Here is a 23268-nt window from a genome sequence, read left to right on the forward strand (position 1 = left end):
TGGACTAGTTGTGGGTGCGGCGTCGGCGCACATTTGCTGTCATGACCACTACCGCAACTCCTGCTCCAGTCATCCAGGACTCCGCCATGACCGCCACTGCGCCCACTCCCGCCGAGCGCGCCACCGCCATCGGGCCGGTGCTCGCCGAGCACGCCGCTCGCCACGACGCCGACGGCAGCTTCGTGACCGAGGCCTACGACGCCCTCCGCGACGCCGGCCTCCTCAAGGCCGGCGTGCCCACCGAGCTCGGCGGGGACGGCGCCACCGTCGCCGAGCTGACCGCCCTGCAGCGCGAGCTCGGGCACCACTGCGGGTCCACCGCTCTCGCGAGCTCGATGCACCAGCACGTCGTGGCGTTCACCGCCTGGCGGTACCGCCGCGGGCTCCCGGGTGCCGAGGCCACCCTCCGCCGGATCGCCGATGAAGGAATCCTGCTCGTCTCGACGGGCGGCGGCGACTACACCCACCCCCGCGGCGACGCGGCCAAGGTCGACGGCGGCTACCGGGTGTCGGGACACAAGCGCTTCGCCAGCCAGTCCGGCGCCGGCACCGTGATGTCGACGATGTTCGTCTACGACGACCCGGACCAGGGCCGGCGGGTGCTCAACATGGCGGTCCCGATCGCCGCCGAGGGCGTGACCGTCGCGGACAACTGGGACACCCTCGGCATGCGCGGCACCGCGAGCAACGACATCGTGGTCGAGGACGTCTTCGTGCCCGACGAGCGGGTGCTCGCGAACCGCCCGTACGGCGTGGTCGACCCGCCGCTGCAGGTGATCTCGCAGGTGGCCTTCCCGATCATCAGCGGCGCCTACCTCGGCATCGCCGAGGCGGCGTACGGCGCCGCGGCGGCCGCCGCCGCACCCAAGGCCGAGAGCCCGCTCGTGCAGCGCCAGATCGGCCGGATGCAGCATCGGCTGCGGGTCGCCTCGTGGGCGCTCGACGGCGCGCTCGCCGCCATCGGCGACGGCGACACCGGGGACGTGACGCCCTCGCACGAGGCGTACCTCGCGGTGATGATGGCCAAGGCCGAGGTGGCCGAGGCCGGCATCGAGGTCTGCGACCTGGCGATGGACGTCGCCGGCGGGCCGGCGTTCTTCAAGGGCTCGGTGATCGAGCGTGCCTACCGCGACATCCGCGCGGTCAAGTTCCACCCGCTGACACCGGAAGCCACGCTCGTCGAGACCGGTCGGCACGAGCTCGGGATCACCGGGCTGCTCGCCTGACGAACGCTCAGTACGCGTGGGCCATCAGGTCGCCGAACAGCTCCTGCCCGTCGACCTCGAGTCCCCGCCGCCTGAACCAGTCGCAGACGTTGGTGCAGTCCCGCAGCAGGAAGTCGAAGCCCGCGGCGTTGCCGACCAGGTCGACGATCTGGGGAAGGTCGATGATCACGAGCTTCTCGCCCGCGGCCAGGATGTTGTAGGCCGACAGGTCACCGTGGACCAGGCCCGCCTGGACCATCGTGGCGAGGGCGTAGCGCAGCTGCTCGAAGTACGACGTCAGCAGCGCGTGGTCCGGCCGGGTCTGGGCCAGACGAGGTGCGGTCTCGCCGTCGACGGTGATCCACTCCATCAGCAGCTCGGTGCCGTCGATCTGCACGGGGTAGGGGACCGGGAGGCCGAGCTTCCAGCAGCGGACCAGCGCCGACCACTCCGAGATCGCCCACTCGCCGGCGGCGACCTCGCGGCCGAACGTGCTCTTCCGCTTGACGGCACGCTCGTCGCGGGAGCGCTTCATGCTCCGGCCCTCGGTGTAGGCAGCGGACCGATGGAACGTGCGGTGCTCGGGCGACCGGTAGCGCTTCGCGGCCATCACGACCGCCTGATCCGGCTCGAGCGGGTCGGCGCGTTCGAGCAGGAAGACGTCGGCCTCCTTGCCGGTCTTGAGGATGCCGAGGTCGGTGTCGATCGCGCCCTGCGAGGTGACCACCCAGTCAGGGCGGGGCTCCGGGCCGCGGCTGAGTGGCTCGACGTCGAGCCAGGTGGACCATCGCTGACCGTCTCCGAGGTCGTCGTACGCGACGAAGTCGAAGACGAACTGCGGGTCGAGCGGGTCGGGTGAAACGGTGCCGGCGTCAGCCGGTGTGGAGGGAAACTCCAGATGCATGATGGTTGCTCCGGGTCGAGAGGCTCCGCTTGATGCGGGGGAGGTCTGCGGACAGGCCAAGGACAGTCGTCGACATGTCACGTCTCCTCTCGACTCGGGACCGGCGCTCGTGCAGGTCGCTGGTGCCATAGTTCCGGCACCGCCCGGTGTGCGCAACGGATTTACCGGACCCGGCACCCGCCGGGCTAGGTTGAGCGCGTGCTGCGTCGACCTCGGATCGCCTCTCTTCTCGCCGTCGCCCTCGTGGGCGTGCTCGCCTCCGGGTCGGTCGCGGCGCCGGCCGCTGCTCCCCAGGTGCCCGACCCCTACTACCCGTTGGACGGCAACGTCGGCTACGACGTGCTCCACTACGACATCCGGGACCACTACCGGTTCCGGAACCGGCACCTCTCCGGCGTGACGAGGATCCGGATGGTGCCGTCGGAGGAGCTGACGACGTTCAACCTCGACCTGCTGCTCGACGTGAGCGCGGTGAAGGTCGACGGCGTGGCCGCAGAGTTCGCGAAGCCCCGCCGGCACGAGCTGACGGTCACGCCGGCCACCCCGCTCGCGTCCGGCGTGCCGGTCCACGTGCTCGTCCGCTACCAGGGTTTTCCTGGACGGGTCCGCTACCTCGGCGAGCGCAACTGGTTGGCCGACCGCCGCGAGGTGGTCACCATGAACGAGCCGCACATGGCTCCGTGGTGGTTCCCGAGCAACGACCACCCCAGCGACAAGGCCCGGTTCGACATCCGGATCACGACGGTCAAGGGTCGCCAGGCCATCAGCAACGGCGTCCTCGTGGGTCGCTCCGGCAACGGCAGGACGACGACCACGCACTGGCGGATGGCCGACCCGATGACGACGTACCTCGCCTTCTTCGCCGCCGGCGACTTCGCCGTCGAACGCGGCCGCGCCCACGGGTTCACCTACTACAACGCCGTCTCGAAGGGGTTCAGCGACTTCGGCACGCGACGGGGCCTGGCCGCGCTGCGTCAGTCCGCGCGGATCACGGCGTGGCTCGAGGACGAGCTCGGGGACTACCCGTTCGCCAACACCGGGGGACTCGTTACGAGCCTCCCGGTGAACTTCGCCCTCGAGAACCAGACCCGGCCGATCTACGCCGGCGCCCCCGCGATCTGGCTGCTCGTCCACGAGCTCGCCCACCAGTGGTTCGGCGACTCGGTGTCGGTCGCGCGCTGGCGGGACATCTGGCTCAACGAGGGCTTCGCGACCTACATGGAGAAGCGGTACGTCGAAGCACATGGCGGCCGGTCCACCAGCCGCTGGCTGCACCGGTTCTACCGTTCGGAGCCCAGCGGCTCTGCGTTCTGGGACCTCGACATCTCCGACCCGTGCGACTCCACGGCGCCGTGCGCGATCCACGACCTGTTCGACCTCCGGGTCTATGACCGAGGTGGGATGACCGTCGCCGCTCTGCGCAACCGGATCGGCGACGCGGACTTCCGGCGGCTGCTGCGCCGGTGGGTCTCGGTGCACCAGAACGGCAACGCCCAGGTGGAGCAGTTCGAGCAGATGGCGGAGACGGTGTCCGGGGAGCAGCTCGACGAGTTCTTCGACGCCTGGCTGCGCTCCGGGGAGCGACCGCCGAGCACCGCGGCCTACGGCCTCTAGAACAGCTCTTGCATGCCGACGGCCCGCGCGCCTACGTCGTCGCCGGACCGGTTCCTGGTACCAATGTGACGACGTATGCCCGCCTGCCTCGGACGGAGACTCCCTCGATGGACGCCAAGAAGCTGATTGCTGTCGTGGTCGTCGTCTTTCTCGGCTTCTGGATGCTCAGCGACCCCAGGGGCCTCGCCACGACCGCGAAGGACGCCGGCGGTGAGGGCTGGGGCGTGACCGAGAAGCTCTTCACCGGCGTCATCGACTTCGTCGGCGCGCTGTAAGGCGCTCGGGGACGCCGGTGGGGTTCCTCGCCTGGGTCGGAGACCCGCAGATCGGGAAGCACCTCCTCCGCGACGAGGGTGAGGTCGTCGTCGACGAGGTCCGCCACCACTGGGCTGCCTACGCGCGACCGGCCATCGAGGCCGTCGGCGTCGTGCTGTTGCTCGTCGCCTCCCCGTTCGTCCACGTCGACGTGGCGTGGTTCTTCCTGGTCGCCGCCTTCCTGCTGGCTCTGCACGCGACCTGGTGTGCGGTGCGGGAGATCCGCGACCGGTTCGTCATCACCAACATGCGGGTGTTCCGCGTGCACGGCGTCCTCTCGCAACACCTGGCCACGATGCCCCTCAGTCGGATCCTCGACATCTCGGTGAAGAAGCCCCTCCACGGCCGGCTGCTGGGCTTCGGGCACTTCTGCTTCGAGTCCGCCGCGCAGGAGCAGGGACTGCGCGACATCAAGTACGTCGGCCGCCCCGACGAGCGCGACCTCTCCATCCAGCGGGTCGTGCAACGGGCCGGCCTGCGCGGACCGCGGGTGCCCAACTGATGTTGCCGTTCGACCCGATCGACGAGGCCGCCCGCCAGTGGGGACGGCGCTGGGGTGCCGTGTCCGCCATGCACGCGGTGACGTCGTTGATGAGGGTCCAGCAGTTGGTCCTCGGCCGGCTCGACGCGCTGTTGCGGCCGCACGGGCTGAGCTTCGCCGGTTACGAGGCGCTGGTCCTGCTGGTCTTCTCGTCCCGCGGCTCGCTGCCGCTCGGCAAGATGGGGGAGCGGTTGCAGGTGCACCCGACGTCGGTCACCTCGATCGTGCGTCGGCTGGAGGCGCGGGGTCTGATCCTGCGCGTTCCCCACCCGGTCGACGGCCGGGCGGTGCTCGCCGAGATCACCCCGGCCGGCCGCGAGCTCGTCGAACGGGCGACCGCGGACCTGGTGGCCGCCGGCTTCGCGCTCGACGGCATCGACGAGAAGCAGATGCGCGAGCTGTCCGAGCTGTTGCGGCCGGTCCGGGCGGCGGCCGGGGACTTCGAGGCCGACTCCTAGGATTGTTCGGCCGACTCCTAAACTCTCCAGCATGACCCAGCAGCCGTTCGTGGGCAGGGGAGCGATCGACCTCTCGGCCTTGAAGCGCCCCGCGCCCCAGCAAGCCCCGACGGGGGCCGGAGGCGACGCCAAGCCCGGTGCGCCCGTCTCGGCGTACGCCGTGGCCGTCGACGAGCAGAACTTCCAGTCGGTGCTGCAGTCCTCGACCACCGCGCCGGTGGTCCTGGTCTTCCACTCGCCGTCCCAGGCGCCCGAGAGCAGCCAGATGGCCGACGACGTCGCCGACATCGTCGGTCAGTACGACGGGCGCTTCCTGGTCGGGATCGTCGACGTCGACGCGGTGCCGCAGATCGCCCAGGTGATCGCCCAGGCGAGCCAGCTCCCGCAGCTGCCGGTCCCGTTGCTGATGGTGTTCCTCGACGGGAGGCCGGCGATCCAGCCGATCCCGGGCATGGTCTCCCGTGACGAGCTGAGCACCCTTTTCAACGAGCTCGGCCAGCAGCTGACCGCGCAGGGCATCACCGGCCGGCACCAGCCGCTCGCCGGGGCTCCGGCCGAGAGCGACGAGGACGAGGAGGACGGGCCCGACCCGCGCTACGCGCCGGCCCAGGACGCCCTGGCAGCCGGTGACATCGACGGTGCCGTCGCCGAGTACCAGAAGCTCGTGGACAGCAACCCCGCCGACGCCGAGGCCGCCGCCGGCCTCGCGATGGCGAAGGTGCTGCAGCGGACCCAGGGCGTCGACCTCGACGCGGCCAGGGCTGCGGCCGCCGCCGACCCAGACGACGTCGACGCGCAGACCATGGTCGCCGACCTCGACCTGCTCGGCGGTCACGTCGACGACGCGTTCGCGCGCCTGATCGAGCTCGTCCGTCGTACCTCCGACAAGGACCGGGACCGCACCCGCGAGCACCTGCTCGCGCTGTTCGCCGCCGTCGGCAACGAGGACCCGCGGGTGCTCAAGGGCCGCCAGGCACTGGCGTCGGCTCTGTTCTGAACGGCCAGCACGTGGGATTCGCGCACGGTGCGGGATTCCTCTTCCGTGGCCTCAAGATGTGGCGGCAGCGGCCGGGGCTGATGTTGCTCGGCATCGTGCCGGCCGTGCTGGTGCTGGTCCTCCTGCTCGGCCTCCTCGTCGCCGTGGTCCTGCTCGCCGACGACCTGATCGACTGGGCGACACCGTTCGCCGACGACTGGTCCGAGGCGGAACGGGGCGTGCTCCGGATCGGTCTCTACCTGGCGGTGATCGTCGGGTCGCTGTTCCTCTCGGTCGTCACCTTCACCGGCCTGACCCTCGCCGTGGGCGATCCGTTCTACGAGAGGATCTGGAAGGGGACCGAGCTGATGCTCGGCGGGGAGGTCCCGGAGAAGGGTGTCGGCTGGCTCCGCGGGGCGCGCGACGGAGTCGGGCTGGTCCTGTTGGGCATGGCCACGACGATCCTGGTGTTCGCGGTCGGGCTGGTGCCGGTCATCGGGCCGATCGTCGGACCCGTGCTCGGGATCACCATCGCCGGCCGGCTGCTCGCCGGCGAGCTGGTCTCCCGCGGGCTCGAGGCCCGCGGCATGGACCGCGCCGCCCAGAAGGCGCTCCTCGCCGACCACCGCCCGATGATGCTGGGCTTCGGCGTAGTGGTCCAGCTGTGCTTCCTCATCCCGTTCGGCGCGGTGCTGATGATGCCCGCAGCGGTGGTCGGCGCCACGATGCTGGCGCGCGAGGTGCTGGACGCGCAGCTACCCGCCGGCACGCAGGGCGTCTAGGACGGCGGCGACCGCAGGGGAGTCGGCCATCGTGCGGCGGTGCAGGGCGTCGACGAGCCGGGTCGGCACCGGGTCGGTGACCTCGACGGCGACGACCTCAGGCCCGAGCGGCGCCCGGCCGAGCCGGGGGACCAGCGCCACGCCGAGGCCGGCGGCGACGAGGGCGAGGTGCGACTCGAACTCCATCGAGACGTGCGCGATGCGGGGTGGGCGACCGGTGCCGTCGTACATCCGGTGCAGCCACTGGCGGCAGATCGTGCCCTCGGGGGTGGCGATCCAGTCGACGTCGAGCAGGTCGCGCGGCGTCACCGTCGCTCGTCCCGCGAGCGGGTGGGCGCACGGCACGACCAGGTCGGCGACGTCGTCGGAGACGCGGGTGCTGTCGACGTGGTCGGGTACGGCGAACGCGACCCCTCCCCAGCGGTGGACGATGCCCACGTCGCACTGACCGGCCGCCACCAGGTCGACCGCGTCCCAGGGCTCGCGCTCGTCGAGGGTGAGCCGCAGGTCGGGATGCTGGTCGAGCAGGCGCCGGGCGACCGGCGCGACCAGGCCCCGCATCGCGGTGGAGAACGCGACCAGGCGGACCGATCCGGTGACGACGCCCGCGCGGTGCTGGATCTCGGCCTCGAGCTGCTCGAGGTCGGCCAGCACCTGCTCGCCGGCGTCGACGAGGTGGCGACCGTGGCTGGTCAGCATCACGCCGCGCCCGACCCGATCCAGCAGCGGTACGCCGACCTGCCGCTCGAGGCGCTTGACCTGTTGCGACACGGCGCTCGGGGTGAACCCGGTCGCCTCGGCGGCCGCGACCACCGATCCGTGGGTCGCGACCGCGCGGAGCCCGGTGAGGGCGGCGAGATCGATCATGTAGCCACGCTACATGAACCACGCGACGAACATTCGCTGGTGCTTCACGATCTTGGCGACCAGGATTCTCACCGTGACCCGCCGTGACTGCCTCCTCGCCGCCCTCGTCGCGAGCCTGTGGGGCTTCAACTTCGTCGTGATCGAGTGGGGCATGGGCGACGTGCCGCCGTTGCTGTTCCTCGCGGCGCGGTTCGTCGTCGTGCTGGTCCCGGCCGTCTGGCTGGTGCCGCGCCCGGACGCGCCGTGGCGGACGGTCCTGGCCGTCGGCGCGTTCATGTCGCTCGGCCAGTTCGGGCTCCTCTACTCCGCGATGGCGGCGGGGATGCCGGCCGGGCTCGCCGGGCTGGTGCTGCAGGCGCAGGTGGTGCTGACGATCCTGATCGCCGCCGCCGTGCTGCGGGAGCGCCCCACCCGAGCGCAGGCCATCGGCGTCGGGCTGGGCGTCGTCGGGCTGCTCGTCGTTGGGCTGGGCCGCGGCGGCCACGTCCCGCTGCTGGCCCTCGCGCTGTGCCTGCTCGCCGCCCTCTCGTGGGCGATCGGCAACGTCGTCTCACGGGCGTCCGGTATCCGGGGTGGGCTCCCGCTCACGGTGTGGTCGGCGCTCGTCGTGCCGGCGCCGCTGGCCGCCCTCGCGCTCGCCCTCGACGGCCCCGTGGTGTTCTCCGACGCCGCCTCCGCCTTCGGCTGGCAGGCCGCCGTCTCGACCCTCTACACAGCCGGACTGGCGTCGCTCGTCGGCTACGGCATCTTCAACGGTCTCCTGTCCCGCAACCCGTCGGCCGCTGTCGTGCCGTGGATCCTGCTGGTGCCCCCGGTCGCCATCGGGTCGGCCTGGCTGCTGCTCGACGAGCAGCCGACGACGGCGGAGCTGGCCGGCGGCGCCGTGCTGGTCCTGGGAGTGCTGGTCGCCCTGCGGCCGGACTCAGCGGCCCGACTCGGTGTACGCCGGCCCGCCGCCCAGGTTGGCGACGGCCGCGCGGATCCGCCGGGCGCTGAAGTCGGCGGCCCGCTCGTCCACCTCGGCGAGCGTGCAGAATTCCGCGGACCTGATCTCCCGCGCCTGCGGGACGATCCGCTCGACGAGGGAGGCATCGTGGGCACCGCCGTCGAAGACCAGGCAGAGCGCGTCGTCCCAACCTCCCCACGGAGGTAGCCAGTCCGTGAGCACGAGCGGCCCCGCCGAGATGTCGAGGCCGAGCTCCTCCTCGACCTCGCGGACGACGGCCAGCTGCGGCGACTCACCCACCTCGACGACGCCGCCGGGCAGGTCCCAGTCGTTCTTGTAGGTCAGCTGGCACAGCAGCACCCGCGGCTCCGGGGAGGTGTCGCGGATCAGCATCTGGCTGATCGCCCGCTTGCGCGGCAGGAACGAGTTGAGCAGCGCCCGGAAGCCCCCCGGCTCGTGCACGGGCACGTCGTCGACGAGCCGGGCGTAGACGACGACGTCGCCACCCGGCTGCCGCTGCACGCCCTCCCGCCGCAGCCCCGACCAGGTCGCGATCCGCTGACCCTGGTCGTCGTCGACCGGCACCAGTGCCTCGACCCGGTCGTGGTCGACGAGAGCAGCGGCCACGTCGCGTCGCACGACGTCGACGGCGGCCTGCCAACCACGCTCGGTCAGCATCGTGGACCAGTGGATCCGGGCGACCCCGTCGGACACGGTCGCGACATGCGTGTCGGGCTGGTCGGGCACGGGATCCACCCTAGCCAGCCCGGGTCCCGGGACTTGCTCCGATCGCACCTCAACCAGCGGCGGGCGCGCGCAGCCAGATCGTCGCTAGCGGCGGCAGCGTGAGCACGGCGTACGCCGGGCTGCCGCCGGGCGCGCGCGACTCGAGGTCGGGCGCCACCTCCGCGGTGACCACGCCGAGGTTGCCCACCCCCGAGCCTCCGTAGAGCTCGGCGTCGGTGTTGAGGACCTCGGCCCACTCGCCGGCCTGGGGGAGCCCGAGCCGGTAGTGGGAGTGCACGTTGTTGGCGAAGTTCGTGACGCACGCCAGGTCGGGCTCCGCGGGGTCGTCGGAAGCCCGCCGGATGAACGAGAACACGTTGTGCCCGGCGTCGTTGGCGTCGATCCAGGCGAATCCGTCGGGCTCGTGGTCCTTGCGCCACAGCGCCGGCGTCTCGACGTACCGCCGGTTGAGGTCGCGGACCATGTTCTGCATGCCGAGGAAGCGGGGCTCGGACAGCTGCCACCAGTCCAGCTCGCGCGACTCGGCCCACTCCGAGACCTGGGCGAACTCCGTGCCCATGAACACCAGCGGTTTCCCGGGATGCGCCCACATGTAGGCGAGGTAGGCCCGGAGGTTGGCCAGCTGCTGCCACTCGTCACCGGGCATCTTCCGCGGCAGCGACCCCTTGCCGTGCACGACCTCGTCGTGGCTCAGTGGCAGCACGTAGTTCTCGCTGTAGGCATAGACGAGGGCGAAGGTCAGCTCGCCATGGTGGTAGGCGCGATGGATCGGGTCCCGCTGGAGGTAGCCCAGCGAGTCGTGCATCCAGCCCATGTTCCACTTGAAGCCGAACCCGAGGCCGCCGCCCGACGTCGCTCCGGTCACGCCCGGCCACGAGGTGGACTCCTCGGCGACCGTCACGATGCCCGGCACCCGCTTGTAGACGGTGGCGTTGAGCTCCTGGAGGAACTGCACCGCCTCGAGGTTCTCGTGGCCGCCGTACTTGTTGGGCACCCACTCGCCGGGATTGCGGGCGTAGTCGAGGTAGAGCATCGAGGCGACCCCGTCGACCCGAAGCCCGTCGGCGTGGAACTCCTCGAGCCAGTAGAGGGCGTTGGCGAACAGGAAGTTGCGGACCTCGCGCCGGCCGAAGTCGAAGATGTGCGAGCCCCACTCGGGGTGCCAGCCGCGCCGCGGGTCGGGGTGCTCGTAGAGCGGCGTGCCGTCGAAGCGCACCAGCGCCCAGTCGTCGGTCGCGAAGTGGCCGGGGACCCAGTCGAGGATCACGCCGACGCCCGCCTGGTGGAGGGCGTCGACGAGCCGACGGAACCCGTCGGGATCGCCGAACCGCGCGTCCGGGGCGAAGTACGACGTGACGTGGTATCCCCAGGACCCGCCGAACGGGTGCTGCATCACGGGCATCATCTCGACGTGCGTGAAGCCGAGGTCGGCGAGGTACGCCGGCAGCCCGTCGACCGGGTCCGCGAGTTCGTCGTAGCTCCAGAACCTGCCGTCGGGATGGCGCTTCCACGAGCCGAGGTGCATCTCGTAGACGGACATCGGCTCGTTGACCGCGACCTTCTGGCTGCGCTCCGCGAGCCAGGCGTCGTCCTTCCAGACGTGGGTCGACTCGAAGACCCTCGAGCCGGTGGCCGGCGGTGCCTCCGCCGCGAACGCCATCGGGTCTGCCTTCTGGCGCCAGACGTCGTCCGCGCCGTGCACCAGGTACTGGTAGTAGGCGCCGCCGCCGACGCCGGGGACGAACGCGGTCCAGATGCCGCCGGACGGCGCGGGCTGCATGGGGTGGGCGTTGCCGTCCCAGCCGTTGAAGTCGCCGACCACGCTCACCGAGCGTGCGTTCGGCGCCCACACCGCGAACGACGTGCCCTTGACCGGCTTGCCCGTGGCCGGGTCGGGCAGCTCGCGCACGTGCGCCCCCAGTGCCTGCCACAGCTGCTCGTGCCGGCCCTCGCCGATCAGGTGCAGGTCGAGCTCGCCCAGGCCGCCCTGCTCCTCGGGCTCCCGGCCGGTCACGGCGTACCCACCCTCGCCGCCGCTGCGAGCGGAATCTGCAGCCACGAGGGCCGGTTGCGGGCCTCGTAGACACATTCGTAGACCGTCTTGTCGGCGACGTAGGCCGCCACCTGGACGCCCTCGTCGTGCGTGAGCGCCGGACCGGCGAGGACCTCGGGGTCGCCGGCGTACGCCGCCAGCAGGGCGGCCTTGTTGCGGGCCGCCCACTCCTCGGCACGGTGGTCGCGCTGGGCCACCACCGCCGGATCGTCCTCGGGCATCGAGCGGGCCATCGCGTGGGGGGCGTAGTCGAACGACCGCAGCATCCCGGCCACGTCCCGCCACGGACTGTCGGGGAGCATCCGTTCGGCCAACGGCTTCGCCGGCTCGCCCTCGAAGTCGACGAGCTTCCACCCCTTGATGGTCCGCAGCGTCTGGCCGAGGTGGAGGTCGCCGTGGATCCGCTGGACCGGGAAGTCGCCGAGGTCGGCGAGAGCCGTGTAGGCGCCGCGGAGCCGGTCGGCGTGCTCGCCCAGCTCGGGTACGACCTCGACCGCCTGGTCGAGGCGTTCGTTCATCTGGTCGGCGACGGAGGCGGCCTTCACGGTCTCGACCCCGAACGCGTCGCGGAGCTGCTCGTGCACCTCGGCGAGCGCGGTGCCGAGCCGGGCGGCCTCCGCGGCGAAGTCCCCGCCCACCTCGTCGGCATGGAGGTCGCCCTCGGAGAACAGGTCGCGGACGCTGGCGAGCGCGATCTCCCAACCGTCGCTGGCGGTGCGGAGGAACTCCTGGAGCATCGCCAGGTGGAGCGGGGATCCGTCGTCGGACCTGGCCTCGATCCACCCATAGAGAGCGGCGATGTGCGTGGAGCCGACCTCGGTGAGCGCCCGGTGGGTGGTGATGTCGGGGTTCTCGCCGCGGGTGATCTTGCGGAAGACCTTGAGCACCGAGTCGTCGCCGAACAGCACCGACGAGTTGGACTGCTCACCGCTGAACGGTGCCGGGATCGCGTCCAGATCGATCTCGTGCCCGGGCACTCGGACGAAGGTGATCCCCGCGTCGTCGGCCGGCGGCGACGCGAACGCCTTGAGGAACAGGGTCATGCTGCTCCGGTCGTGGATGGCGTCGTAGGCGTGGACCCATCCGTGGTCGGGGTCCTCCCACCATCCGACGAACGCGTGGTCGAGGCGGGTGTCGGGGTCGGTGACCAGCACCATCGGCAGCTGGTAGAGCTCTGTCTCTGCCTGCCCCGAGCCGTCGTCGAAGGTGAGCTCGACCAGGTCGACCACGATCGGCGAGGTGGCGTGTCCGGGGACCGCACCGAGGCGTCGTACGTCGGTGACGGTGAACTCCCTGCCCTTCCCGCCGAACCACCGCCGGTCGCGGATGTAGGCGTGGAGGGACTCAGCCCGAGTACTCATGCCGTCAGATCACCGGCCGCTCGTCGGTTTGGGGGTTGGTCAGTCGGAACCAGTAGAAGCCGTGCCCGCTGAGCGTCAGCAGGTAGGGAAGCTCCCCGATCGCGGGGAAGGGGACGCCACCGATCAGCTCGACCGGCACCCGTCCCTCGTAGCGTCGCAGGTCGAGCTCGACCGGCTGCGGGAAGCGGGACAGGTTGTTGACGCACATGATGACGTCGCCCTCACCGCCCGCCTCGTCGACGTGCTCCCGGACGTACGACAGCACCGTCGGGTTGGATCCGCCCAGGTCCGTGAAGGTGCCGAGGCCGAACGCAGGGTGCTTGCGGCGGGCGTGGATCATCCGCCGGGTCCAGTGCAGGAGGGACGACGCGTTCTCGAGCTGTGCTTCGACATTGACGCTCTGGTACCCGTAGACCGGGTCCTGGATAACGGGCAGGTGCAACTTGCCCGGGGTGGCCGAGGAGAACCCCGCGTTGCGGTCGGGCGTCCACTGCATCGGGGTGCGCACGCCGTCGCGGTCGCCGAGCCAGATGTTGTCGCCCATGCCGATCTCGTCGCCGTAGTAGAGGACGGGCGACCCCGGCAGGGAGAGCAGCAGCGCGGTGAACAGCTCGATCTGGTTGGTGTCGTTGTCGAGAAGGGTGGCGAGCCGGCGGCGGATGCCGATGTTGGCCTTCATCCGTGGATCCGTGGCGTACTCGCCCCACATGTAGTCGCGGTCCTCGTCGGTGACCATCTCGAGGGTCAGCTCGTCGTGGTTGCGCAGGAAGATGCCCCACTGGCACCCGTCGGGGATCGCCGGCGTCGCGGCCATGATCTCGGAGACCGGGTAGCGCGACTCCCGTCGTACGGCCATGAAGATGCGGGGCATCACGGGGAAGTGGAAGGCCATGTGGCACTCGTCGCCGCCGACCTCCGGGTCGCCGAAGTACTCCACGACGTCGTCCGGCCACTGGTTGGCCTCGCACAACAGCACCGTGCCGGGGTACTTGGTGTCGACGAACCGGCGGACCGCCCTGAGCGCCTCGTGGGTCTCCGGGAGGTTCTCGCCGTTGGTGCCGGGCCGCTCGAAGAGGTAGGGCACGGCGTCCAGGCGGAAGCCGTCGAGGCCCATCGCGAGCCAGAAGTCCATCGCGTCCAGCATCGCCTCGAGGACCTTGGGGTTGTCGAAGTTGAGGTCGGGCTGGTGGTGGAAGAAGCGGTGCCAGTAGTACTGGCCGCGCACCGGGTCCCAGGTCCAGTTCGAGGGTTCGGTGTCCACGAAGATGATCCGCGCCTCTTCGTAGAGCTCGTCGGTGTCGGACCACACGTAGAAGTCGCCGTACGGACCGTCCGGGTCGGTGCGAGAGGCCTGAAACCACGGGTGCTGGTCGCTCGTGTGGTTCATGACGAAGTCGATGATCACGCGGATGCCGCGCTTGTGGGCCTCGTCGAGGAAGTGGTGGAAGTCCTCGACGGTGCCGGCCTCGGGGAGGATGTCGTTGTAGTCGGCAACGTCGTAACCGCCGTCGCGCAGCGGCGAGGTGAAGAACGGCGGCACCCACAGGCAGTCGACGCCGAGCCACTCGAGGTAGTCGAGCTTCTCGGCGAGGCCACGGAAGTCGCCGGTGCCGTCGGCGTTGGCGTCGCGGAACGAACGGACCAGGACCTCGTAGAACACGGCGGTGCGGAACCACTCGGGCTCGTTGTTGAGCACCTGGGTCACGGGACCACCCTGACCGTCAGCACGTGCGCCGGCTCCTGGTGCGGATCGAGGCGCACGAAGTTGTCGGCGCCCCAGTGCCAGTCGTCGCCGGTGAGCTCGTCGCGGACGGAGAAGGTGGCGTCCGGCTCGAGGCCGAGTGCAATGAGGTCGAGGTGCACCGTGGTGTCCCGGGTCGCGTGGGGGTCGAGGTTGATCACGACGATCACCCGGTCGGTGCCGCCGTCGGCGGTCGCTGCCGTCTTGCTGAAGCAGACGATGCCGTCGTCGTCGGTGGGATGGACCACGAGGTTGCGGAGCAGCTGGAGGGCGGGGTGGGAGCTGCGCAGTTCGTTGAGCTTGGTGAGGTACGGCGCCAGCGAGCGCCCCTCCGCCTCCGCGGCCTCCCAGTCGCGGAGGCGGATCTGGTACTTCTCCGAGTCGAGGTACTCCTCGCTGCCCGGTCGGACGGCGACGTTCTCGAATAGCTCGTAGCCGCTGTAGACGCCCCAGCTCGGGGAGCCCATCGCCGCGAGCACGGCCCGGATCTTGAACGCGGGGGGTCCACCGTACTGGAGGAACTCGTGGAGGATGTCGGGGGTGTTGACGAAGAAGTTCGGCCGGATCCGGTGGTCCGACTCGGTCGCCACCTCGCGCAGGTAGTCCTCGACCTCGCCCTTGGCGGTCCGCCAGGTGAAGTAGGTGTAGCTCTGGTGGAAGCCGATGGCGCCGAGGGTCTGGAGCATCGGCGGCTTGGTGAACGCCTCGGACAGGAACAGCACGTCGGGGTCGGTCGTGCGGATCTCGGCGAGCAGCCACTGCCAGAACGCCACCGGCTTGGTGTGGGGGTTGTCGACGCGGAAGATCCGGACGCCGTGCGCCATCCAGTGCCGGACGACGCGGAGCACCTCGTGGGCGAGCCCCTCGGGGTCGTTGTCGAAGTTGAGCGGGTAGATGTCCTGGTACTTCTTCGGGGGGTTCTCGGCGAACGCGATGGAGCCGTCGGCGCGGGTGGTGAACCACTCGGGATGGGCGGTCACCCACGGGTGGTCGGGTGCGCACTGCAGCGCCAGGTCGAGCGCGACCTCGAGCCCCAGGGACGCCGCGCGCGCGACGAACGCGTCGAAGTCGGCGAGGGTGCCCAGGTCGGGGTGGACGGCGTCGTGCCCGCCGAGGCGGCTGCCGATGGCCCACGGCGACCCGGTGTCGTCGGGGCCGGGAGTCAGGGTGTTGTTGGGGCCCTTGCGGTTGACCTCGCCGATGGGGTGGATCGGCGGCAGGTAGACGACGTCGAAGCCCATCGCGGCGACGCCTTCGAGCCGCTTCGCGGCGGTCGCGAAGGTGCCGCTGACGACGGCGCCGGTCTTGGAGTCGCGGTAGGCGCCCTCCGAGCGGGGGAAGAACTCGTACCAGCTGCTGAAGAGGGCGCGGGGACGGTCGGCGTAAGCGGGGTACGGACCGTCGACCGTGACCAGCTCGCGCAGCGGGTGCGTCAGGAGCACGGCGGTCAGCTCCGGCGCCTCCAGCTGCGCGAGCCTGGCCTCGACGGGACGTGTGGTGTCCTGCGCGGCCTCGATCGCGCCCCGCAGGATGCGCGAGGCTTCGCCCCGCTTCTTCCCGAACCCGGCGAGGACCCGCTCGAACAGCAGTCGGCCCTCCAGGAACATGAGCTCGACGTCGACCCCGGCGCGGATCTTGATGCCGGCGTCGTGCTGCCAGGTCGCGATCGGGTCCGACCAGGCATGGATCTCGAACGCCCACGCGCCGGGGCGGTCCGGAGTCACCCACGCGCGGTAGCGGTCGACGCTGTGCCGGTCGACGGCCGGCTGCGGATGCAGGCGGACCGGCGGCCGTCTGACGCCCTCGGGGTCGATGAGCACCACCTCCGCGCCGAGGAGGTCGTGGCCCTCTCTGAACACTGTCGCCGACACCGGGAACGGTTCGCCGACCGTGGCTTTCGCCGGCAGTCGGCCGTTGTCGACCAGGGGCATCACGTCGATCACAGGGATGCGTCCGACCATGTCTCCACCCAACCATTTCCCTGGTGACGGTGCGAGCCGGGGCGGCAACAGTTGGGCGGTGGACATAGGCCACGAGCCCAGGTGCCCCGATGGCGACCCCGTCCGGGGTAGCGGGGTCCACGCCACGGCCGTATCCGCACAACGGACCACTCACCCGGGGGTCGTCCATCCCTCCCCGGGACCCCATCCCCCCATCGCGAGCGCGATGGTGCCCTTCCCGGGTCGCAATCCGCCGGTAAGGCCGATGTGCCCGCACCAACCGCCGCAGCCCGTGAGGCAATGGCAACCGCCTGTGCCAGAACGCGGGGGCGCCCCGAACGACGGACGATTGTGCGGACGTGCCTGGGTTCCACCAACCGGTCAGCCTAGCGGGATCCGCAGCACCTCCCCGGTGCTGGCGCACGTGCCGCAGTTGCTGACATATGCGTGGTGGCCGCGGATCGTCAGGCCGCCGGGGGTGATCAGTCCGTCGGACATGATCTCGGTCTGGCTGCCGTCGCCGTTGACGCGGACCAGCGCGCCGGTCGGGTCGCCCGAGAGCGCGCCGTTCTTGAAGATCTCCAGGACGTACAGCCGTCCCCGCTTGTCGAAGGCGATGTCCATGATGTTGGTGAACCCGGTCGCGTGGACCGACACTTCACCCGACCTGTCGACGCGGTAGACGTTCGCGGCGCCCGGCGGGAACGGGAAGCCGGTCAGCTGCCCGACGTACAATGAGCCGTCGGGTCCGCGCTGGACGGACGTCGGGACCGCGTCCATCGACAGCATATAGCCCGGCGGGAAGCCCAACCCGGGCGGAGCCTCGACATCGCGGTTCGGGAACGTGGCGAGAACCCTGATCTTCCCGCTCGTCCTGACCAGCAGCAGGTCGTTCGCGCCGGCGTCCGAGACGATGACGCCCCCCTTGTCGAGGATGACGGAGTTTGGATTGACGTTCTCCTCGTCCCCGGTGGGGTTGAACGCGTCCTCGAACTCCGCCAGGTCGGCGACCGTCACGATCCGCACGCCATGCGGGTTCCGCTTCACCCCGAGAAGCTCGCCCATGTCGGCCAGTTCGGGGAGCGCCTGGATGTCCTCCAAGTCCTCGTCGAGGCCCACGGTGACGAACATCCTCTTTTGGCCAAAGGCCACATCGGACGGGCCAATCGCAGCAGCTCCATCGTAGGGTCCGAACGAACTCAGGCCAGTAACGACGCGGCGCTGGCCCCATTTCGTGATCCTGGTGATCGCGCCAGAGTGGCCGAAGCAGGACTCAAGAATCGCTCCGGGAAGGCACGGCCCGTCGCCCCCGGACCCAGCCTCGGCGACGTATAGCGCCCCTTTGCGGTCGAAGACCAGGCCACGCGGGTTGTCCAGACCCGACGCGATCACCTCGGGACCCTCCGACGGGTAGTTCCCTCCGCCCGCTGACGCGCCCGGCACGCCGACGAGGGGCTGTCCGGCCGCGGCGGGCACCGTGCAGCACAGCGTGAGGGCCAACCCCAGTTGGAGAAGGCGACGGACGACGCTATTGCTCATGGGGCCACCAAGTGGTTGCGAGCGGATGCCGCTCGAGCCCGAGCGCAGGCGCGACGATTCAAGAGTCGCACGAGCGGAAGCGGAGGGCCATCCCCGATGGAGCCAATCTTCGTCGACCCGTGAGGCCGCCGACGCAAGGCGGGTGAAGCCCGGTACATACAGGCCGTTGCCCGCAGTCGTCGCGCAGGGGGACGATGGAGGTGCCGCCGAGGACTGAGCCGAGGCCCAGAACGAGGAGCCCGTAACGGGCCAAGGTCGAGGAGCCGATTGTTCGGCAAGACGGCCAACAGATCACCCGAAGGCCAAGCACGGCGGGCACCTGCCCGTTGTGAACCGCCCTAGGCCAAGCCCCGGACCTTCTTGGTCCGCTGGGAGCCGCCCCACTGGATCCCACCACCCATCGACGACCAAGGCCGCCTCACCAATCCACCAGCGCGACCACGCGCTCCGATGGTCGCCTAGGTTGGCGCCGTGACTCGGGAGCTGTGGGATCGCGAGGCGGCGTCGTTCGACGACGAGCCCGACCATGGACTGGCTGACCCTGTCATCCGAGCGGCGTGGCGGAACTTGCTGCTCGACGTGCTTCCGCCGACTCCCGCTCGCGTCGCTGACCTCGGCTGTGGCACCGGGACGCTGACGCGCCTCCTTGTCGACGAGGGGTACGTCGTCGACGGGCTCGACTTTTCTCCGGAGATGATCAGCCGGGCGCGGCTCAAGGTCCCGGGAGCGGCGTTCGTCGTGGGCGACGCCGCCGCGCCGCCGCTCGAGCGCGCTGCGTACGACGTGGTGCTGAGCCGGCACGCGCTCTGGGCGATGCCCGATCCCGCGGCTGCGCTGGGCCGATGGGTCGACCTGCTCGAGCCCGAGGGGATCGTCGTGCTGGTCGAGGGTCGGTGGGGGACGGGCGCCGGGCTGGCGGCCCGCGATGCCGAGGCGATCGTCCGGACCCGGCGAGCGGACGTGGCGGTGCGGCCGCTGCCGCAGAGCGTGTACTGGGGCAAGGAGATCGACGACGAGCGCTACCTGCTGGTCGGACGTCCCGTCAGCGAGTGAGGTCCCAGACGTCCACGATCTCGCCCGTCGCGAGGTCGGTGACGTCGGCAGGGATGTCGATGAGGCAGTCGGCGCCGGCGAACCAGCCCAGGAACCCCGAACCCGGCGGACCCCACGGCTCGACCGTCCCCGCGGCCGGGTCGAGGCGGCCGCGACGGAGCTGCCTCTTGCCGGGTGTCGACGTGATCGCCTCGGTGAGCGAGGCGCGCACGACGGGGCGGTGCGGCCGAGGGTGCCCGTACGACGCGCGCAGGGCAGGCCGGACGAAGACCTCGAAGGACACCAGTGCGCTCACCGGGTTGCCGGGGAGGCACACGACGGCCGCGCCGCCGTACGTCCCCGAGCCCTGGGGCATCCCCGGCTGCATGGCGACCTTGGTGAACTCCACGCCGCGGGGGCCGAGGGCGTCCTTCACGACCTCGTAGGCGCCGGCGCTGACGCCGCCGGACGTCAGCAGGAGGTCGACCCCGGTGCCGAGCTCGGCATCGAGGGTGCGAAGGAACGTCGGCACGTCGTCGGCGACCCACAGCCGGCGGATCGCGACGGCACCGGCGTCGTCGACCGCCGCGGCGAGCATGTGGCTGTTGGAGTCGCGGATCTGGCCGGCGCCCGGTGTCGGGTCGTCGGTGAGCTCGGACCCGGTCGAGCAGACGAGGACCCGCGGACGCGGGCGTACGACGACGTCCCGCACGCCGAGCGCGGCGAGCAGCCCCACCTGCGCCGGCCCGATGACAGTGCCGGCTTCGAGCACGGTGGTGCCGGACATCACGTCGCCGCCGGCGGTCCGGACGAACGAACCGGCGTCGCGGGCGGCGGTGACGGCGACGACATCGGTGCCGCCGTCGGTCGCCTCTACCTCGACCACGGCGTCCGCGCCGCGGGGGAGCGGTGCACCGGTCATGATCCGGTGCGCCGTCCCCGGCTCGAGGTCGCCGACCGGAGCGCCGGCGGGGATGTCGGCCGCGACCGGCAGTCGCACAGGGGCGTCGGCAGCTGCGCTCGCGATGTCCTCCGCCCGGACCGCGTAGCCGTCCATCGCCGAGTTGTCGAAGGACGGCAGTGCCTCGCCGGCGACGACGTCGTCGGCCAGCACCAGTCCGCGCGCCTCGGCGAGCGGTACCGCGGCGGGTTCGAGCATCCCGATCAGGTCGGCGACGCGCCGCTGGTGGTCACTGACGGAGCGAAGGGCAGAGGTGGACATCGAGAGTCACCCTAGAGCCGCGACCGACAGGCCGCAGTCGCCGCCGGTCGCGGACCGTGAGCCGACTACGGCTTGCCACATCTCGGCGGCGATGCCGGAGACGCGCGCGCCGGGCTGCTTCGGTGAGCCGCCAAGCAGCCGTAGCCGAAGACCGCGTCAACTGCGCGGCCGGCAGCGCGTCGGGAGGCGTCGCCGCCGGTCGCGGACCGTGAGCCGACTACGGCTTGCCACATCTCGGCGGCGATGCCGGAGACGCGCTCGGCCAATTGGGTGGACGAGCGAGGCAGCCCCCATGACTCCGCCTCGCTCGTCACCTAGATGCCACAACGGATAATCGGGTGCGCGGGTTACGGGATGGGAGAACAGACTGTCGCGGGAACCAGGCGCCGCGTTCATTGGATCGTTCAAGTAGACCTCGGCTAACGTCGGATCCGTGCGTGCAATTCGTCGTTTCACCGTCCGTCCCCTTCTCCCGCCGACCCTGGCCGCCCTGGGCGAGCTGGCGGCCAACCTGAGATGGTCCTGGCACCCCGAGACCCAGGATGTCTTCGCCGCGGTCGACCCCGAGCTGTGGGAGTCCAGTGGCCACGATCCCGTGCAGCTGCTGGGCGAGGTCCCGGCGCAGCGGTGGGAGCAACTGGCGGCCGACGAGGGTTTCGTGCGGCGGCTCGGTGAGGTCCGCGCCGACCTCGAGGCCTACCTCACCCAGCCGCGCTGGTACCAGCGGGTCTCCGGTGGACGCGAGGACGTGGCCTGGCCCCGCCAGATCGCCTACTTCTCGCCGGAGTTCGGGATCACGGCCGTGCTCCCGCAGTACTCCGGTGGTCTCGGCATCCTCGCCGGCGACCACCTCAAGGCCGCCAGCGACCTCGGTGTGCCGATCATCGGGGTCGGTCTGCTCTACCGCCACGGCTACTTCAAGCAGTCGCTCTCCCGCGAGGGGTGGCAGCAGGAGACCTACCCGGTCCTCGACCCTGACGGCCTCCCGATCTCGCTGCTCCACGAGGCCGACGGCAGCCGCGCCACCATCTCGCTGTCGCTCCCCGGCGGCCCCGACCTCGTCGCCCGGATCTGGGTCGCCAGCGTCGGACGGGTGCCGATGCTGATGCTCGACACCGACGTCGAGGGCAATCCCGAGCACTACGTCGACATCACCGACCGGCTGTACGGCGGGAACAGCGAGCACCGGCTGCGCCAGGAGATCCTGCTCGGGGTCGGCGGCGTGCGCGCCATCCGCGCCTACTGCCGGATCACCGGTGCGCCCGAGCCGGAGGTGTTCCACACCAACGAGGGGCACGCCGGCTTCCTCGGGATCGAACGGATCCGCGAGCTCACGGTGGGGGAGTCGGGCCCGCGCCTGGACCTCGACACCGCGATCGAGGTCGGTCGGGCATCGACGGTCTTCACGACCCACACGCCGGTCCCGGCGGGCATCGATCGGTTCCCGGAGACGCTGGTCGAGCAGTACTTCGGCGATGCCGGGCCGACCCCCGGCGTGCCGGTGGAGCGGGTCCGGGCGCTCGGCGCCGAGGACTTCGAGGGTGGTGACGCGACCGTCTTCAACATGGCCGTCATGGGTTTCCGGTTGGCGCAGCGCGCCAACGGCGTCTCCCTCCTCCACGGACGGGTCAGCCGTGGGATGTTCAGCGGCCTGTGGCCGGCGTTCGACGAGGCCGAGGTGCCGATCACCTCGATCACCAACGGCGTGCACGCGCCGACCTGGGTCGCCCGCGAGGTGATCGCCCTCGCGACCGCGCACGGCGCCGACGCCGAGAGCGACGACACCGAGGGCTTCTGGGCAGCGGTCGACAAGGTGCCGGCCGGTGAGCTGTGGAGCACCAAGCGCGCACTGCGCAGCCGACTGGTCGAGGACGCCCGGCAGCGCCTGTGCCGGTCGTGGGAGGAGCGCGGCGCGGCCCGTGCCGAGCTCGGCTGGATCGACTCGGCGCTCGACCCCGACGTGCTGACCATCGGCTTCGCGCGACGGGTGCCGTCGTACAAGCGGCTCACGCTGATGCTGCGCGACCCCGAGCGCCTGCGATCGCTGCTGCTCCACCCGGAGCGGCCCGTCCAGCTGGTCATCGCCGGCAAGTCGCACCCGGCCGACGACGGCGGCAAGAAGCTGATCCAGGAGCTGGTGCGGTTCGCCGACGCCGAGGACGTCCGGCACCGGATCGTGTTCCTGCCCAACTACGACATCGCGATGGCGCAGCCGCTCTACCCCGGCTGCGACGTGTGGCTCAACAACCCGCTGCGGCCCTACGAGGCGTGTGGGACGTCGGGCATGAAGGCGGCCCTGAACGGCGGACTCAACCTGTCCATCCTCGACGGCTGGTGGGACGAGTGGTTCGACGGCGAGAACGGCTGGGCGATCCCGTCCGCCGACGGCCTCGACGACGCCGACCGTCGCGACGACCTCGAGGCCGCGGCGCTCTACGACCTGATCGAGCACGAGGTCGCGCCGCGGTTCTACGACCTCGACCACGACGGCGTCCCGGTCCGCTGGGTGGAGATGCTCCGCCACACCTTCAAGTCGCTCGGCCCCAAGGTGCTGGCCACCCGGATGGTCAGCGACTACGTGCGGCAGCTCTATGCGCCCGCGGCCGGCAACGCCCGCGCCCTCAACAGCGACTACGCCGGCGCCCGCGCGCTCGCCCAGTGGAAGGCCCGGGTCCGGGCTTCGTGGACCGGTGTTCGGGTCGAGCACGTCGAGGCGCACGACCTCGGCGACGCGCCGCTGGTGGGCGCGCCGATGACGGTGCGGTCCTACGTCGCCCTCGGCGACCTCAGCCCCTCCGACGTCGAGGTGCAGCTGGTGTCGGGCCGCGTCGACTCCGAGGACGTGCTGGTCGACCCGGCGATCACCGTGCTGCAGCCGACGGAGTCCTACGACGGCGGCCGGCACCGGTACGACGCCGAGGTCGGCCTCGCGCGCAGCGGGCCGTTCGGCTACACGGTGCGGGTCGTGCCGGCCCATCCGCTGCTGGTCGCACCCGCCGAGCTCGGGGTCGTCACCGTCGCCTGA

General features: G+C 70.9%; 18 protein-coding genes and 1 pseudogene. 10 read left to right on the plus strand and 9 right to left on the minus strand.

The features are described from left to right. Positions 1-41: 41 nt before the first annotated feature. On the plus strand, positions 42-1226 hold the full coding sequence (locus tag SHK19_RS07860) for an acyl-CoA dehydrogenase family protein (protein ID WP_322938318.1): 1185 nt from the start codon (positions 42-44) through the stop codon (positions 1224-1226). Between the two features lie 7 nt (positions 1227-1233). Here SHK19_RS07860 and SHK19_RS07865 read toward each other — a convergent pair whose 3' ends face one another. Further along, positions 1234-2109: a serine protein kinase RIO gene (locus tag SHK19_RS07865; RefSeq protein WP_322938319.1), complete on the minus strand. Its 876-nt coding sequence runs from the start codon at positions 2107-2109 to the stop codon at positions 1234-1236. 198 nt (positions 2110-2307) lie between these two features. Here SHK19_RS07865 and SHK19_RS07870 point away from each other — a divergent pair, with 198 nt between their 5' ends. From SHK19_RS07870 to SHK19_RS07895, 6 genes are all read left to right on the plus strand, one after another. Further along, positions 2308-3723: a M1 family metallopeptidase gene (locus SHK19_RS07870; protein ID WP_322458023.1), complete on the plus strand. Its 1416-nt coding sequence runs from the start codon at positions 2308-2310 to the stop codon at positions 3721-3723. 107 nt (positions 3724-3830) lie between these two features. Next, positions 3831-3998: a hypothetical protein gene (locus SHK19_RS07875; protein WP_322458024.1), complete on the plus strand. Its 168-nt coding sequence runs from the start codon at positions 3831-3833 to the stop codon at positions 3996-3998. A gap of 17 nt (positions 3999-4015) precedes the next feature. Continuing rightward, positions 4016-4540 carry a PH domain-containing protein gene (locus SHK19_RS07880; RefSeq protein WP_322938320.1) on the plus strand — a complete coding sequence of 175 codons (525 nt, stop codon included), beginning with the start codon at positions 4016-4018 and terminating at the stop codon, positions 4538-4540. After that, a complete protein-coding gene (locus SHK19_RS07885; protein ID WP_322458026.1) occupies positions 4540-5037 on the plus strand; it encodes a MarR family winged helix-turn-helix transcriptional regulator in 498 nt (165 codons plus the stop codon). Before SHK19_RS07880 ends, SHK19_RS07885 begins: the two co-directional genes overlap by 1 nt. A gap of 31 nt (positions 5038-5068) precedes the next feature. Continuing rightward, on the plus strand, positions 5069-6034 hold the full coding sequence (locus SHK19_RS07890) for a co-chaperone YbbN (RefSeq protein WP_322458027.1): 966 nt from the start codon (positions 5069-5071) through the stop codon (positions 6032-6034). A gap of 11 nt (positions 6035-6045) precedes the next feature. Continuing rightward, positions 6046-6795: an EI24 domain-containing protein gene (locus tag SHK19_RS07895; protein WP_322458028.1), complete on the plus strand. Its 750-nt coding sequence runs from the start codon at positions 6046-6048 to the stop codon at positions 6793-6795. On the opposite strand, the gene SHK19_RS07900 is transcribed toward SHK19_RS07895, so the two are convergent. Then, positions 6769-7662, minus strand: coding sequence for a LysR family transcriptional regulator (locus SHK19_RS07900; protein ID WP_322458029.1), 894 nt, complete (start codon positions 7660-7662; stop codon positions 6769-6771). The two genes, SHK19_RS07895 and SHK19_RS07900, sit on opposite strands and share 27 nt — an antisense overlap. Before the next feature lie 13 nt (positions 7663-7675). Here SHK19_RS07900 and SHK19_RS07905 point away from each other — a divergent pair. Beyond that, positions 7676-8515, plus strand: a pseudogene (locus tag SHK19_RS07905) (EamA family transporter); the annotation flags it as partial. A 69-nt stretch (positions 8516-8584) separates the two neighbouring features. On the opposite strand, the gene SHK19_RS07910 reads toward SHK19_RS07905, so the two are convergent. The 6 genes from SHK19_RS07910 to SHK19_RS07935 all read right to left on the minus strand — a co-directional run bounded on the left by SHK19_RS07910 (position 8585) and on the right by SHK19_RS07935 (position 17842). Further along, on the minus strand, positions 8585-9355 hold the full coding sequence (locus tag SHK19_RS07910) for an NUDIX hydrolase (protein WP_322458030.1): 771 nt from the start codon (positions 9353-9355) through the stop codon (positions 8585-8587). Positions 9356-9404: 49 nt separating this feature from the next. After that, positions 9405-11369, minus strand: coding sequence for a 1,4-alpha-glucan branching protein GlgB (gene glgB, locus SHK19_RS07915; protein WP_322938321.1), 1965 nt, complete (start codon positions 11367-11369; stop codon positions 9405-9407). Beyond that, complete coding sequence (locus tag SHK19_RS07920; RefSeq protein WP_322458032.1) at positions 11366-12769, minus strand: maltokinase N-terminal cap-like domain-containing protein; 1404 nt, start codon at positions 12767-12769, stop codon at positions 11366-11368. The genes glgB and SHK19_RS07920 overlap by 4 nt, the downstream gene beginning before the upstream one ends. A 4-nt stretch (positions 12770-12773) precedes the next feature. Then, positions 12774-14474 (minus strand): maltose alpha-D-glucosyltransferase, encoded by a 1701-nt coding sequence (gene treS, locus SHK19_RS07925; protein WP_322938322.1) that lies wholly within the window; start codon positions 14472-14474, stop codon positions 12774-12776. Beyond that, positions 14471-16471, minus strand: coding sequence for an alpha-1,4-glucan--maltose-1-phosphate maltosyltransferase (locus tag SHK19_RS07930; protein WP_322458034.1), 2001 nt, complete (start codon positions 16469-16471; stop codon positions 14471-14473). The genes treS and SHK19_RS07930 overlap by 4 nt, the downstream gene beginning before the upstream one ends. Before the next feature lie 360 nt (positions 16472-16831). After that, positions 16832-17842, minus strand: coding sequence for a ScyD/ScyE family protein (locus tag SHK19_RS07935; protein WP_322938323.1), 1011 nt, complete (start codon positions 17840-17842; stop codon positions 16832-16834). A 618-nt stretch (positions 17843-18460) separates the two neighbouring features. Here SHK19_RS07935 and SHK19_RS07940 point away from each other — a divergent pair. Continuing rightward, a complete protein-coding gene (locus tag SHK19_RS07940; protein ID WP_322458036.1) occupies positions 18461-19042 on the plus strand; it encodes a class I SAM-dependent methyltransferase in 582 nt (193 codons plus the stop codon). Here the strand turns inward: SHK19_RS07940 and SHK19_RS07945 are convergent. Beyond that, positions 19032-20243, minus strand: coding sequence for a molybdopterin molybdotransferase MoeA (locus SHK19_RS07945; RefSeq protein ID WP_322458037.1), 1212 nt, complete (start codon positions 20241-20243; stop codon positions 19032-19034). The two genes, SHK19_RS07940 and SHK19_RS07945, sit on opposite strands and share 11 nt — an antisense overlap. Positions 20244-20676: 433 nt before the next feature. On the opposite strand from SHK19_RS07945, the gene glgP reads away from it, so the two are divergent. Continuing rightward, positions 20677-23268 carry an alpha-glucan family phosphorylase gene (gene glgP, locus SHK19_RS07950; protein ID WP_322458038.1) on the plus strand — a complete coding sequence of 864 codons (2592 nt, stop codon included), beginning with the start codon at positions 20677-20679 and terminating at the stop codon, positions 23266-23268.

Origin of the sequence: Nocardioides bizhenqiangii, from assembly GCF_034661235.1 — a bacterium.
GTDB lineage: Bacteria > Actinomycetota > Actinomycetes > Propionibacteriales > Nocardioidaceae > Nocardioides > Nocardioides bizhenqiangii.

Bases quoted from the DNA above. Each gene is read 5' to 3' on its own strand.
- SHK19_RS07930 (WP_322458034.1), bottom strand. From the start codon at position 16,471: ATGGTCGGACGCATCCCTGTGATCGACGTGATGCCCCTGGTCGACAAC.
- SHK19_RS07900 (WP_322458029.1), bottom strand. From the start codon at position 7,662: ATGATCGATCTCGCCGCCCTCACCGGGCTCCGCGCGGTCGCGACCCAC.
- SHK19_RS07860 (WP_322938318.1), top strand. From the start codon at position 42: ATGACCACTACCGCAACTCCTGCTCCAGTCATCCAGGACTCCGCCATG.
- SHK19_RS07945 (WP_322458037.1), bottom strand. From the start codon at position 20,243: ATGTCCACCTCTGCCCTTCGCTCCGTCAGTGACCACCAGCGGCGCGTC.
- SHK19_RS07875 (WP_322458024.1), top strand. From the start codon at position 3,831: ATGGACGCCAAGAAGCTGATTGCTGTCGTGGTCGTCGTCTTTCTCGGC.
- SHK19_RS07885 (WP_322458026.1), top strand. From the start codon at position 4,540: ATGTTGCCGTTCGACCCGATCGACGAGGCCGCCCGCCAGTGGGGACGG.
- SHK19_RS07920 (WP_322458032.1), bottom strand. From the start codon at position 12,769: ATGAGTACTCGGGCTGAGTCCCTCCACGCCTACATCCGCGACCGGCGG.
- SHK19_RS07890 (WP_322458027.1), top strand. From the start codon at position 5,069: ATGACCCAGCAGCCGTTCGTGGGCAGGGGAGCGATCGACCTCTCGGCC.
- SHK19_RS07865 (WP_322938319.1), bottom strand. From the start codon at position 2,109: ATGCATCTGGAGTTTCCCTCCACACCGGCTGACGCCGGCACCGTTTCA.